Annotated in this window: 12 protein-coding genes; 2 read left to right on the plus strand and 10 right to left on the minus strand. The window is 64.9% G+C overall.

Annotated features, from left to right (window positions below):
* Window positions 1-7 precede the first annotated feature (7 nt).
* The 7 genes from AC0L2O_RS02415 to AC0L2O_RS02445 all read right to left on the minus strand — a co-directional run bounded on the left by AC0L2O_RS02415 (window position 8) and on the right by AC0L2O_RS02445 (window position 7,281).
* Window positions 8-1,633 (minus strand): N-acyl-D-amino-acid deacylase family protein, encoded by a 1,626-nt coding sequence (locus AC0L2O_RS02415; RefSeq protein WP_473368545.1) that lies wholly within the window; start codon window positions 1,631-1,633, stop codon window positions 8-10.
* Window positions 1,634-1,644: 11 nt separating this feature from the next.
* Window positions 1,645-2,964 (minus strand): MFS transporter, encoded by a 1,320-nt coding sequence (locus AC0L2O_RS02420; RefSeq protein WP_473368546.1) that lies wholly within the window; start codon window positions 2,962-2,964, stop codon window positions 1,645-1,647.
* Window positions 2,965-3,214: 250 nt separating this feature from the next.
* Window positions 3,215-3,985, minus strand: coding sequence for an IclR family transcriptional regulator (locus tag AC0L2O_RS02425; protein WP_369725893.1), 771 nt, complete (start codon window positions 3,983-3,985; stop codon window positions 3,215-3,217).
* Between the two features lie 96 nt (window positions 3,986-4,081).
* Window positions 4,082-4,606 carry a GNAT family N-acetyltransferase gene (locus AC0L2O_RS02430; RefSeq protein WP_409189970.1) on the minus strand — a complete coding sequence of 175 codons (525 nt, stop codon included), beginning with the start codon at window positions 4,604-4,606 and terminating at the stop codon, window positions 4,082-4,084.
* Window positions 4,607-4,657: 51 nt separating this feature from the next.
* Entirely contained in the window at window positions 4,658-5,593 is a 936-nt protein-coding gene (locus AC0L2O_RS02435) for a glycosyltransferase family 2 protein (protein WP_473368547.1), read from the minus strand.
* A complete protein-coding gene (locus AC0L2O_RS02440; RefSeq protein ID WP_473368548.1) occupies window positions 5,590-6,741 on the minus strand; it encodes a hypothetical protein in 1,152 nt (383 codons plus the stop codon). The genes AC0L2O_RS02435 and AC0L2O_RS02440 overlap by 4 nt, the downstream gene beginning before the upstream one ends.
* A gap of 48 nt (window positions 6,742-6,789) precedes the next feature.
* Complete coding sequence (locus AC0L2O_RS02445) at window positions 6,790-7,281, minus strand: NUDIX domain-containing protein (protein WP_473368549.1); 492 nt, start codon at window positions 7,279-7,281, stop codon at window positions 6,790-6,792.
* A gap of 117 nt (window positions 7,282-7,398) precedes the next feature.
* On the opposite strand from AC0L2O_RS02445, the gene AC0L2O_RS02450 reads away from it, so the two are divergent.
* The gene (locus AC0L2O_RS02450) at window positions 7,399-8,292 is read left to right on the plus strand and encodes a metallophosphoesterase family protein (protein ID WP_473368550.1); all 894 of its coding nucleotides are present in this window, start codon (window positions 7,399-7,401) and stop codon (window positions 8,290-8,292) included.
* 101 nt (window positions 8,293-8,393) lie between these two features.
* On the opposite strand, the gene AC0L2O_RS02455 is transcribed toward AC0L2O_RS02450, so the two are convergent.
* From AC0L2O_RS02455 to AC0L2O_RS02465, 3 genes are all read right to left on the minus strand, one after another.
* Entirely contained in the window at window positions 8,394-8,948 is a 555-nt protein-coding gene (locus AC0L2O_RS02455; RefSeq protein WP_473368551.1) for a hypothetical protein, read from the minus strand.
* Window positions 8,949-9,137: 189 nt separating this feature from the next.
* Window positions 9,138-9,344, minus strand: coding sequence for a DUF4170 domain-containing protein (locus AC0L2O_RS02460; RefSeq protein WP_007595122.1), 207 nt, complete (start codon window positions 9,342-9,344; stop codon window positions 9,138-9,140).
* A gap of 22 nt (window positions 9,345-9,366) precedes the next feature.
* Window positions 9,367-11,001 (minus strand): isocitrate lyase, encoded by a 1,635-nt coding sequence (locus tag AC0L2O_RS02465; RefSeq protein WP_369725900.1) that lies wholly within the window; start codon window positions 10,999-11,001, stop codon window positions 9,367-9,369.
* Window positions 11,002-11,221: 220 nt separating this feature from the next.
* On the opposite strand from AC0L2O_RS02465, the gene AC0L2O_RS02470 reads away from it, so the two are divergent.
* Entirely contained in the window at window positions 11,222-12,667 is a 1,446-nt protein-coding gene (locus tag AC0L2O_RS02470) for a helix-turn-helix domain-containing protein (protein ID WP_473368552.1), read from the plus strand.
* The last annotated feature ends 80 nt before the right edge of the window (window positions 12,668-12,747 follow it).

Consider the following 12,747-nt stretch of genomic DNA (forward strand, 5'->3'; position numbering starts at 1 on the left):
GGGGCCTTCACCCCTTGATCAGGGCGCGCCCCGGCCGCGCCAAGGTGCTGCGTCCGTCCGTGACAACGGCCTCGCCGGCGACGAACACAGAGCGGATGCCTGCGGGCATTTCCGTCGGCGTCTCGAACGTCGCCTTGTCCATGATGGTATCGTCGAACAGAGTGAGATCCGCAGCCATGCCCGGCCGCAGGATGCCGCGATCGGACAGGCCGAAGCGCTGGGCGGGCATCGCCGTCATTCGCCGCACGGCATCTTCCAACGTCAACCAGCCTTGCTCGCGCGTCAGCCGGCCGGCGACGCGCGGGAAGCTGCCATAGGCGCGCGGATGCGGCTTGGTGCCGGGGCGCGGAATGCCATCGGAGCCGACCATGTGCAGGCGATGGGTGAAGGCGGCGCGCAAATCGGCCTCATCGAGCTGGAACATGATGATGCCGGTCTGGCCCTGGTCCTCCTCGATGCACCGAACCATCAGATCGAACGGCGAGATGCCGAGCTCGCGCGCGGCATCGACCATCGACTTGCCCTCGAGCGGCTTCAGCGCGGGATTGCCGGTGCCGGAAATACGCACATTGTGCCAGCCGATCAGCACGATCTTGGACTGCGCGGCATGCGGATCGGGATCGCCCTCCTCCACCAGCACGCGCAGCGCTTCGCGCCTGGCCGAATCGCGCAGCCGCGCGCGCAGCGCGTCGATGCCGCCTTCGAGCGCCGCCGGCGGCAACAATTGCAGCATGTAGGAACTGCCGGCAGGATACGGATACATGTCGAAGGAGATATCGATCCCCTCCGCGCGCGCGGCCTCGAGCCGGTCGAGCGCCTTGGGGATCGCGCCCCAGTTCGGCTTTCCTGCCGATTGCAGATGCGACAGCAGCCCGGCCGCTCTGGAGGCGCGCAGGATCGCGATGAACTCGTCGATCGATTGCAGGAGGCCCGCTTCATAGCTGCGGATATGCGCGGTGAGCAGCTTGCCGTGAACCCGCACCGTCTCCGCCAGTGCGCATAGCTCCCTGCTGTCGGCATAGGCGCTCGGCGGATAGACGAGGCCCAGCGACAGGCCGGCAGCGCCTTGCTTGAGTTGCTGCGCGAGCAGCGCCTGCATCGCCGCGATCTCCTGCTCTGTCGCCGCGCGGCGGTCGTAACCGAGCACGGCGAGCCGGATCGCGGCATGTCCGACCAGCGAGACGAGATTGAGCGCCACGCCCGCTCCTTCCAGCGCCTGCCGATAGCCCTCGAAACTTTCGAAAATCTCGTCCGCCCGGGTTTCGCCGGCGAGACCCGAGAAATGCAGGCGCAGCATCTCGGCGGAGCCTGCGGTGGCCGGATAGAGCGAGAAGCAGCAATTGCCGACCACGAGCGTGGTCACGCCCTGCAACACCTTCTCGGGCCTGTCGGGTTCGCGCAGGCAGATCAGGTCGTCGTGGCAATGGGCGTCGATGAAACCGGGCGCGAGATAGCATCCGCGCGCGTCGATGATGTCGGCCTCCTCCGCCGGCAAGGACGCCCCGATCGCCGCGATGCGGCTGCCGCTGATGCGCAGATCGGCCTCGAACCACGGCGCGCCGGTGCCGTCAATCAGCCTGGCATTGCGGATGAGAGTGTCCTTGCTGCTGCGTTGGCTCGTACCTTGGGGCATGCCCCCCCTCCTCAGTGCACCGGCACGGCGTCCGGCGGCGGTTCCTCGGCGAAATCGGGAATCGATTCGATCCGCCCCAGCACCACGACATAGAAGAAGATGCCGATGAGCAGCACCACGCCGGCGATCATGAAGGCACCGGCAAACGACTGAGTCCAGTCCACGACGATTCCGGTCACGATCGGTGCGAGCACGCCCATCATGTTGTTGGTGAAATTGAGAATGCCGCCGACCGTTCCCGCCCCGCCCTTCGGCGCGATCAGCGACACGATCGAGGACCCCACGGGCGCCGCGGCCGACAATCCCGAGATCGCGATCGACAACCACAGCAGGGCCCAGCCCGGCTTCACGGTGAAGGCGGCGCCGATGACGGCAAGCCCCATCAGCATGCCGACGATGATCACCGACTGACGCACCCGCGTGCTGTCGTAACCACGGGCGATCAAATGATCCACCAGGAAACCGCCGATCAGGAGATCCGACAACGTCGCGAAAATCCAGGGAATCGTCGAATAGCCCGCGGCCGACATCAGGTTCATGTGCATGGTCTGCGCGAGATAGCCCGGCAACCAGGTGAGGAAGAGATAGAAGGTGTAGCCATAGGCGGAGAACCCGATGGTCAGTCCCCAGACCTTGCGGTTGCGCAAGAGGTAGCCGAGCATGCGGCTCTGTCCTGCCGTGGCAGGGCCTTCCGGCGTGCCGCCGCCGGCGATGATATAGTCATGCTCCGCTCTCGATAGCTTCGGATCTTCGCTCGGATTTCGATAGATGAAATAGTAGGCGACGAAATACAGCAAGCTCAGCAGCGCGGTGACGCCAAAGCCCCAGCGCCAGCCGTAGAGGAAGATCACGTAAGCGACTAGCGGCACGCCGATGACGTTGGAGAATTTAGCGGCGGAATCGAAGATCGCAGTCGAGCGCGCGCGTTCCTCGAGCGGAAACCAATGGCCGGTCGCCTTCTGACTCGCCGGAAAGGCCGGCGCCTCCGCGATGCCGAGCAACAGGCGTGCGCCGGCGATGCCCCAGAGTCCGCTGGCGAGCGCGGTGATCGTGGCGGCGACCGCCCAGAGGAAGCTGCTGGCACGACCGACCATGGTGACGCCGAAGCGGTCGAGCACCATGCCGCCGGGGATTTGCAGCAACGAATAGGTCCAGAAGAACGCGCTGCCGAGCAGCCCGATATCCGTGGCGGTGAGGCCAAGCTCCCTCGTGAGTTCGGGCGTCGCGGCGGAGAGCCCGACCCGATCGATGTAGTTGATGAGAATTCCGACGCCGAGGAGACAACCGATCAGCCAGCGTCGCCCGGGTACCTGTTGGCCTGCATTCGCCATTTCGAATCCTCGCCTGGAACGCAGGACCGCATCCCTCCCCCCGAAACGGAGACGGGAGAACCTCGCCGCGCCTGCTGCTGCAATGTCCGTTATAGTGGACAGTATTATCTTGTAGCGTCACGTTAAATATTACGGCGGCATGATGTCAAGAGCGGACATGCGAGGCCCATCGGCCCGCAGCCAGCACGCGCGACCACGCGCGAGGCCCCGATGCCGGTGCATCAGCCGTCGCGCTGCCGGCCAACTGTGTTTAGTTTCGATCCGAGAGTTCGGTTGCGGTGGCGACGAGGTCGTCCAGCAGCGCAGTCCTGCGGTCCTTCAGCGAGTCCGCGGGAACGACGAAGCAGAGCGTCGCGACCGCAACACCCTTTTTGTCCCGGATCGGGGCGGCAAGACACGACGTGAACCGATCGGACAGCGCCGTCGTCACGCATTTGCCCTCGCGTCTCGCGCGTGCGACGTCCTTGACGAAATCGTCGACATCGAGGACGCGGCCGTCCGGAAGACGAAAATCCTCTTTCGGAACGAAGGCGCGGATTTCTGCCGGGCTCATATGATCGAGCAGCAACCTGCCGGATGCAGTCCACGGCAGCGGCACCTCGATCCCGACATCCGTCGTGATCCGGAACAGGCCCGAGCCGTCTCGCGTATCGACCACCACATATTTGCGACCGCGCAACGCGCAAAGTTGCGCGGTGGCGCTGTGCTGGGTTGCCAGCCGGTCGAGGGCTTCGCGGCAGCGGCGATGCAGCGGATTGGCTTCCGCATAGGCCCGCCCGTAGAGATGCACCGCCTTGCCGAAATAGACCTGACCGCCCTCGCCGACGCTCTCCAGCAGGTCCGCCTCGATCAGGCGGTTGGCGATGGCATAGACCGTCGAGCGCGGCGCGCCCATCTGCTTCGCAAGGTCGCTGAGCCTGGAGGGCGCGCGCAAATGCAGCAGGGCTTCCAGGAGATCGATGGTCCGATCAATCCCGTTCTGGCGTTCCGCGGGCGAGGTGCCCTTCCTGGATGCGGCCAAACTTCAAATGTCCTTCGTCAGCTGCGCAGCGGCGGTTTTGGCATAAACCGCGCCGACGGCATAGCGTGTCCGGCTTTCCGCGTTCGGAATAAAGCCTCAGAGTTGGGACCGGCGCGCCTTGCTCCAGTCGGGAGCGACCTTGCCCGACACGCCCTCGAAGGCGCCGTCGACGAGCTCGAGCACCAGGATGCGAGCCGAATCGACCGGGCCCGGCATGGTGACGCGGCCCTTGGGCACAGCCTTGAAGCCGACGCGGCTGTAATAGGGTTCGTCGCCGACCAGCAGCACGAGGCGGTGACCATTTTCCCTGGCGACCTTCAGCGCGCGCTCCATCAACAGGCGGCCGACGCCGCGGCTGCGGAACGGCGGCTCGACCGTGAGCGGCCCGAGCAGCAGCGCCGAGGTCTCGCCGATCAGGATGGGCAATTGCCGGACGGAGCCGACCAGGAGCGTGCCGATGCGGGCGGTGAAGGAGACGTCGAGCAGATGATCGACATGCTCGCGAATGCGATAGGCGCTGAGCACGAAGCGGCCGGGACCGAAGGTGCGCTCGTGCAGGCGCTCGATGGCCTGGGCGTCGCCGGCGGATTCGGGACGAATGGTGAGTGAGAGATCGCTCATATTGGATCGCGGAATAGCATCTGGCCCCCTGGCCGTCCATGGGAGTGAACGTCAGTTCCGTTTCGGCGCCGGCTGCGACAGATAGGCCAGCATCTTCATCTCGCGCCGTCCGCGCGTCACGGTATCGAGCACGAGCCCCGAGGACACCGATAGCAGGGCCATGATCATCAATCCCATCGACAGCACGGCGGTCGGCAGCCGCGGCACGAGGCCGGTCTCGATGAAGGTGATCGCGATCGGGATCGCGAGGATGATCGCGGCCAGCGCCAGCAGAACTCCAATGACCGAGAAGAAGCGCAGCGGACGCTCCGAGCGATAAAGCTTCAGAATGGTGCCGAGGATGCGAAAACCGTCGCGCCAGGTGTTGAGTTTGGAGAACGAGCCCTCCGGGCGCGCGTAATAGGGCGTCTCGACCTCCGCGACCGGCAGCGATAATTCCAGCGCATAGACCGCAAGCTCGGTCTCGATCTCGAAACCATCCGAGAGCACGGGGAAGGATTTGACGAAGCGGCGCGAGAACACGCGGTAGCCCGACAGGATGTCCTTGAATTCCTGTCCGAAGGTCGAGGACAGGAAGCCGGTCAACATGCGATTGCCGGTGCGGTGGCCGAGCCGGTAGGCCGCCTGCGACTGGTCGATGCGAAGCCCGACCACCATGTCGAGATGCTCGTCGAGCAGCTTGTCGACCATGGGCGGCGCGCTCGGCGCATCGTAGGTGGCATCGCCGTCAACCAGCACGTAGATGTCGGCCTCGACATCGGCGAACATGCGGCGCACGACGTGGCCCTTGCCTTGCCGCCGCTCGCTGCGCACGATCGCGCCGGCGTCCCGCGCGACGGCAGCGGTGCGGTCGCGTGAATTGTTGTCGTAGACGTAGATCTCCGCCGACGGCAGCGCCTTGCGGAAACCGGCGATGACGCTGGCGACCGCCGCTTCCTCATTGTAGCAGGGCACCAGCACCGCGATGCGAGGTTGCGCTGACATCATCGCTGCAGCGCTCCGAGGCTCGCCGATGCGCTCCGAAGCGGCGCGGCCTGTCGCGCGTGATCCGGCTGCATCAGCCAGGCGAACGAGACAGTCCAGAGCGACAGCATCGCGATCGGCACGACGTAATAGGGCGTGAAGATCGGGTGGGTCAGGAAGAAGATCAGGTTGACGAGGAGATTGCCGGCGACGAGGAGGGCCACCTGCCGTGTTCTCGCCTCACCGTTCGACAACAGCCACGCGGTCGACCCGATCGCGAGCACGATCAGCACGAATTGCATGTCGTGCAAATAGTGACCGAGGACGACAAGGTCGAAGCCCGGTGCGACCACGTCGGCGCTGCCGTAGGTCGTGACCAGCGGGCTGCCGGCATTGATGGCCTGCGCGATCAGGGTCGGCGCGATGCCGACGAGCACGCCGGCCGCGAAGCCGAGGCCCTGCACCAAAGTGGCAAACCTGCGCGACCACGCGAAGGAAATGCCGAGGAACAGGAAATAGCCGGCGGCGAGCAGCGCATTCGGCAGCCTGAAATTGACGGAGGCGCCGAGCAGGAGACCGATCAGCGCAATCAACAAGAGGCTGCGCCTGTCCCTGGTCAACCACAGCGCCGTCAGGAGGCCTGCGAGGGCGCACAGCGCCATGGTCGGTGCGACCGAATAGCTCGCCTTGGCCGGATTGATCATCAGGTAAACGGCGAGCGCGCCGAACAGACCCGCGCTGAGGACCGACGGCAGCGTCCGTGCCATGGCAATGCCTGATAGCGCAAGGCCGCACACGATCAGGCTCGCGGCGACATAGAGCGGCACCACCTGGTGGCCCTGCGGGAACAACGCCAGCAGAAATCCGGTGCCCGGCGGATATTGCAGCACGACCTTGCCGCTCGGCATCGGATTGTGACAGGGCCAGCGCGCAGGATCCGCCCCTTCCGCGAAACCGATCTGCTTCATCTTGCCTTCAAAATAGCGATCATCGTCGCGTGCCGCGTCGGTGTTCAGCCCATCGGCGCCGAAGCGCTGGAACAGATGCGCCTGGCGGAGATAGCAGATGTGGTCATAGACCCCGCGCGCTTCGCTCCAGCGCGACATCGTGACGATGTTGCTGGCGAGGATCGCAAGGCAGATCAGGCCGAAGGCGAGTTTTACGATTGTCATCCGGTTTCCGAGGCGCACTTCGGGGCGAGTTACTACCACAGCCCGCCCTCAACGCCACGTCGCAATCACGGGCTTGCCGTCCAGCACTTCCGCGATCCGCAGCCGCGTGCCGGGGGTTGCGCCGTCGGGCAGCGCGGCGCAATCGAAGAACCCGCATTCGATGATCTCGCGGTTCGGCGCGGGCAACTTGTCCTGCCGGAAATGCCTGACCACGTAGACCGCGACATGGTCGCGGCGGGAGACGTGGCTGTTGAGGAAGATGCCGTGCAGCTCCGCCGCGCCGGTGAGATCGATGTCGCCCTCCTCCTTCAGCTCGCGGCGCATCGCCTGCTCCATGGTCTCGCCATGGTCGACGCCGCCGCCGGGCAGATACCAGCCGTCGACATAGCTGTGCTTGACCAGAAACACCTTGTTGTCGGCATCGAGCACCACCGCGCGGACGCCGAGCGTCATGCCGCGGACGAGCAGGAAATAGGCGTGGAAGACGCGCCGCAGCAGCGGCTCGAATCTCCGTCGGATCTTGTCCAGGCGCTTCGCCATTAACGTCTCGTGATGCGCTCCCCTTCAGGCCCTGGCAGGCTTCGCTTGCAGGCTTCCCTTGCGCGTCGCCCGCGACCTTGCCATTACAGCAATGGAATAGCGAGGCAATCGCGCGCCATGGCAGCTTTGACGGCCCCCTTCACGCTCGCCCACCTGTCCGATCCGCATCTGCCGCCGTTGCCGAAGCCGCGGCTGGTCGAGCTCGCGGGCAAGCGTGCGCTCGGCTATGTCAACTGGCGCCGCAACCGCCACAAATACCAGCGCCGCGAGGTGCTCGACGCGCTCGTCGCCGACATCAAGGCGCAAGCGCCTGACCACATCGCGGTGACCGGAGATCTCGTCAATCTGGCAATGGACGCGGAGTTCGCGCCGGCGCGCGCCTGGCTCGACAGCGTCGGTCCACCCGACCGCGTCACCACGATTCCCGGCAATCACGACGCCTATGTCCGCGCCACGCGCCACCGCTTCGGCGAGAGTTTCGCGCCCTATCTGGCCGGCGACGACGGCAGCACCGGCTTTCCCGCGATACGCCGCCGCGGGCCGGCCGCACTGATCAGCCTGTCCAGCGCCGTGCCGACGCTGCCCTTGATGGCAACGGGCACGCTCGGGCGCGAGCAGCTTGCAGCCCTCGCAGGCGTGCTCGAGCAGCTCGCGGCCGAGGACGTGTTTCGCGTGCTGCTGGTGCATCATCCGCTGAAGTCCCGCGCATGGCAGAAGCGGCTGACCGATTCCGCCGCGCTGCTGGCGCTGCTCAAGCGCCACGGCGTCGAGCTGGTCCTGCAGGGGCATGACCACGTTCATTCGACGATGTGGTTCGAAGGCCCCAACGGCAACATTCCCGCGGTCGGGGTGCCGTCGGCCTCCGCGCTGGCGCACGGGCGCTATCCGGCAGCGGCGTATAACCTGTTCGCGATCGAGAAGGACAATGCCGGCTGGCGCTGCGAGCAGGTGGTGCGGAGCCTGGATCATGGATTGCAGGTCCGGGAGATCAAGCGCGCGCGGTTGATTTGAAGCAGGGCCGTCATTCCGGGGCATGCGAAGCATGAACCCGGAAGCTCGAGATTCCGGGTTCGATGCTGACGCATCGCCCCGGAATGACGGCGGAGGGTTTCTCACCAGCTCCGCAAGGCCGCAAGCAGGGCGATCCCGAACAAGGCGGCGGCACCGAGGATGAAGCCGAGCACGAACGGCCAGACGCGCGAGCGGCGCGGCGGCGCCGCCAATACGGGTTTCGGCTCGGGCGGGATCACCATCGCATGCTCGCGCTCGATCATGCGGCGGGCGACATAGTCCGTGACGGCGTCGACGATGACGGAGGTGTCATGCGATTCGGCGAGCACGATGCGGCCGAAGCGGGTGTCCTGGACGAAGCGGTACATCCGCTTGTCGCGCCCCATCACCACGTGTGCGACGACGTCGATCCAGAGCCGCGGCGTATCGCCCTGGCTGATGCCGCGGTCGAACAGGTCGATTTGCTCGGGCACCTGCGCGAACAACGGATCCAGCGCATCGTTGAGGATCTCGAGCCGCGCCACTTCGGCGTCGCGCAAATCGACGACGACGCCGGTGCGGTCGGCGGCCTCGATCCGCGCGCGCAGCAGCGCATCGCGCAGCCGCACCGGGCGCGGCTGGCTGGGATGGGTCCCACTGGTCTCAGGCTCTGACATTGTCGGCCTCGTCCTCGACTTTCCTCCGTTAACCTAGCAGCAACCACAACGCCCGCAAAGGGCGTATCATTCCAGATACTTACGGCGCCCACAGGCGGTTGATGTGTGCCAAAAACAGACGATCCCACCCGGCTTGCGCCGGATGGGACCTTCCGTCCTTGGACGTCTTCTTGTTCAGTCAGGCAGCCGTCAGGCCGAGACCCGCGACGGCTCTTCCACGATCGAGAAGCGGACGCCGGCCTTGTGGCGGTTCTCTTCCGAAACCGAGCGCCAGGCATCCTCGGCTTCCTTGCGGGTCTTGAACGGACCCTGCACCTGGGCCGAGCCTTCCACCAGCTTGTGGAAGTTCATCGAGCCGAACTCGCCGCCGATCACCCAGAAATTGCTGTTGGTCATTGTCAGTCTCCTGTTACCCGACTTAGCCGAACTGGTTCATCGTGTTGTGGGCGCCGCCCGCCTTGAGGGCGGCCTCGCCGGCGAAATACTCCTTGTGGTCGTCGCCGATGTCGGAGCCGGCCATGTTCTGATGCTTGGCGCAGGCGATGCCCTGACGGATCTCCTGGCGCTGAACATTCTTCACGTAGCCGAGCATGCCCTGCTCGCCGAAATACTCCCTGGCGAGATTGTCAGTGGACAGCGCGGCCGTGTGATAGGTCGGCAGCGTGATCAGATGGTGGAAGATGCCGGCACGCTTGGCTGAGTCGGCCTGGAAGGTGCGGATGCGCTCGTCGGCTTCAAGGGCCAGCGGCGTCTCGTCGTATTCCGGCTTCATCAGGTCAGCGCGGTTGTACTTGCTGACATCCTTGCCGGCTTCCTTCATCGCGTCGTAGACCTGCCAACGGAAGTTGAGCGTCCAGTTGAACGACGGCGAGTTGTTGTAGGCCAGCTTCGCGTTCGGAACCACCTTCCGGATGCGATCGACCATCTTGGCGATCTGCTCGATATGCGGCTTCTCGGTTTCGATCCAGAGCAAGTCGGCACCATTCTGGAGCGATGTGATGCTGTCGAGCACGCAGCGGTCTTCGCCGGTGCCGGGGCGGAACTGGTAGAGATTGCTCGCCAGCCGCTTCGGACGCAGCATCTTGCCGTTGCGGTTGATGATGACGTCGCCGTTGCGGGCGTTCTCCGCCGTCACTTCCTCGCAGTCCAGGAAGCTGTTGTACTGATCGCCGAGATCACCCGGCTTATGGCTGACGGCGATCTGCTGCGTCAAACCAGCGCCGAGCGAGTCGGTGCGGGTCACGATGATGCCGTCTTCGACGCCGAGCTCCAGGAACGCGTGGCGGCAGGCCCGGATCTTGGCCAGGAACACCTCGTGCGGCACGGTCACCTTGCCGTCCTGATGGCCGCACTGCTTCTCGTCGGAGACCTGGTTCTCGATCTGGAGCGCGCAGGCGCCCGCCTCGATCATCTTCTTGGCAAGCAGATAGGTTGCTTCCGCGTTGCCGAAGCCGGCGTCGATATCGGCGATGACGGGCACGACATGGGTCTGGAAGTTGTCGATCTTCGCGATCAGCTCCTTCTCGCGGGTCTTGTCGCCTTCCTTGCGCGCCTTGTCGAGGTTGCGGAAGATGTCGTTGAGCTCGCGGGAATCCGCCTGACGCAGGAAGGTATAGAGCTCTTCGATCAGCGCCGGCACCGAGGTCTTCTCGTGCATGGACTGGTCGGGCAGCGGTCCGAACTGGGAGCGCAGTGCTGCGATCATCCAGCCGGAGAGATAGAGATAGCGGCGGTCGGTCGTGCCAAAGTGCTTCTTGACCGAGATCAGCTTCTGCTGGGCGATGAAGCCGTGCCAGCAGCCGAGCGACTGGGTGTACTTGGTCGGATCGGCATCATAGGCGGCCATATCGGCACGCATCAGCGCCGCGGTGTAGCGGGCGATATCGAGGCCGGTCTGGAAGCGGTTCTGAAGGCGCATGCGGGCCACGGCCTCAGCGGTCACGCCGTTCCAGGTGTCCTTGGTCTTGAGCAGCGCTTCGGCCGCCTCGATCTGGCTCTGATACGACGCCGGTGCCTGAATGCCCTGGTCGATCCCGCGCGGTTGGAAGTTCATGTCCGTGATCCCTTCAGTCTTCGTCACTGTCGACAAACTTGACAGTGCATTGCGAAATGCATGGCGAGAGCTAAACGCGAGAACGGGAAGTTCGTACAGAGGGCTTGTACTTGAATGGTGATGTCATGTAACATCAGTACATGTAATAGATGTAAGTTTGTAATTATTGTAAATCACGCAGGTCAGCACGTCTGTCCTTAGTGTCTTTGGAGACTCCAAAATGGCCGCCGATTCCGGGAAGAAACTGTTCGTCGGCCCGCGTTTCCGGCGGATCCGGCAGCAATTGGGGCTATCGCAGACCCAGATCGCCGAGGGGCTCGGGATCTCGCCCAGCTACATCAACCTGATCGAGCGCAATCAGCGCCCGGTGACAGCGCAGATCCTGCTGCGGCTCGCGGAGACCTACGACCTCGATCTGCGCGATCTCGCGACCGCCGACGAGGATCGCTTCTTCGCCGAGCTGAACGAGATCTTTTCCGATCCGCTGTTCCGCCAGATCGACGTGCCCAAGCAGGAGCTGCGCGACCTCGCCGAACTCTGCCCCGGCGTCACCCATGCGCTGCAGCGGCTCTATGCGGCCTATGCCGAGGCCCGCCAGGGCGAGACACTGGCCGCGGCGCAGATGGCGGACCGCGACGTCGGTACGCGCTACGAGGCCAATCCGGTCGAGCGTGTGCGCGAGCTGATCGAGGCCAACCGCAACTATTTTCCGGAGCTCGAGCAGGCCGCGGAGAATTTGCGCGACGAGTTGAACGTACCGGCGGAAGAGCTCTATGCGGCGCTCGCGGCGCGATTGCGTGAAAAACATTCGATCCAGACTCGCATCATGCCGGTGAACGTGATGCGCGAGACACTGCGCCGTTTCGACCGCCATCGCCGCCAGCTCCTGATTTCCGAACTGGTCGACCCGCCGGGCCGCGCGTTCCAGCTCGCCTTCCAGCTTGGGCTTGGCGAATCCGCGCAGCAGCTGGAGACCATTGTCGGCCGCGCCGGCCCGCTCGACGACGCGCCCCGCCGCCTATTCCGCATCACCCTCGCCAACTACTTTGCCGCCGCCGTGATGATGCCCTACCCGGCGTTCCTCGCCGCTGCCGAAGCGCTCAGCTACGACATCCATTTGCTGGCGCAGCGCTTCAATGCCGGCTTCGAGCAGGTCTGTCATCGGCTCACGACCCTGCAGCGCCCGAACGCGCGCGGTATTCCGTTCTTCCTGCTCCGCGTCGACAACGCCGGCAACGTCTCGAAGCGTTTTTCGTCCGGCACGTTTCCGTTCTCGAAGTTCGGCGGCACCTGTCCGCTCTGGAACGTGCATTCGACCTTCGACACGCCGGATCGCCTGTTGAAGCAGGTGATCGAGCTCTCCGACGGCACGCGCTATTTCTCGATCGCGCAGATGGTGCGCCGGCCGGTCGCGCCGCACCCGCTGCCGCAGCCGCGCTTCGCGATCGGATTGGGATGCGAGATCCGTCACGCATCACGGCTGGTCTATGCAGGCGGCATGGATCTGGAGAAGGCGGAAGGAACGCCGATCGGCGTCAATTGCCGCCTCTGCGAGCGCGAAAACTGCGCCCAGCGCGCCGAGCCGCCGATCACCCGTACGCTGATCCTGGACGAGACGACGCGGCGGGTGAGCTCGTTCGCGTTCTCGAATGCGCGGGAGTTGTAAGCGGGGACGATGGGCGTTTGCCGGCAAACGCGCTCCACAATCTCGCTGTCGTCCCGGCGAAGGCGGGGACGACGCGGGGA

Source organism: Bradyrhizobium sp. Kon10 (assembly GCF_055807395.1).

Bases quoted from the DNA above. Each gene is read 5' to 3' on its own strand.
- AC0L2O_RS02415 (WP_473368545.1), bottom strand. From the start codon at position 1,633: ATGCCCCAAGGTACGAGCCAACGCAGCAGCAAGGACACTCTCATCCGC.
- AC0L2O_RS02465 (WP_369725900.1), bottom strand. From the start codon at position 11,001: ATGAACTTCCAACCGCGCGGGATCGACCAGGGCATTCAGGCACCGGCG.
- AC0L2O_RS02450 (WP_473368550.1), top strand. From the start codon at position 7,399: ATGGCAGCTTTGACGGCCCCCTTCACGCTCGCCCACCTGTCCGATCCG.
- AC0L2O_RS02460 (WP_007595122.1), bottom strand. From the start codon at position 9,344: ATGACCAACAGCAATTTCTGGGTGATCGGCGGCGAGTTCGGCTCGATG.
- AC0L2O_RS02420 (WP_473368546.1), bottom strand. From the start codon at position 2,964: ATGGCGAATGCAGGCCAACAGGTACCCGGGCGACGCTGGCTGATCGGT.
- AC0L2O_RS02440 (WP_473368548.1), bottom strand. From the start codon at position 6,741: ATGACAATCGTAAAACTCGCCTTCGGCCTGATCTGCCTTGCGATCCTC.
- AC0L2O_RS02435 (WP_473368547.1), bottom strand. From the start codon at position 5,593: ATGATGTCAGCGCAACCTCGCATCGCGGTGCTGGTGCCCTGCTACAAT.
- AC0L2O_RS02455 (WP_473368551.1), bottom strand. From the start codon at position 8,948: ATGTCAGAGCCTGAGACCAGTGGGACCCATCCCAGCCAGCCGCGCCCG.
- AC0L2O_RS02430 (WP_409189970.1), bottom strand. From the start codon at position 4,606: ATGAGCGATCTCTCACTCACCATTCGTCCCGAATCCGCCGGCGACGCC.
- AC0L2O_RS02470 (WP_473368552.1), top strand. From the start codon at position 11,222: ATGGCCGCCGATTCCGGGAAGAAACTGTTCGTCGGCCCGCGTTTCCGG.
- AC0L2O_RS02445 (WP_473368549.1), bottom strand. From the start codon at position 7,281: ATGGCGAAGCGCCTGGACAAGATCCGACGGAGATTCGAGCCGCTGCTG.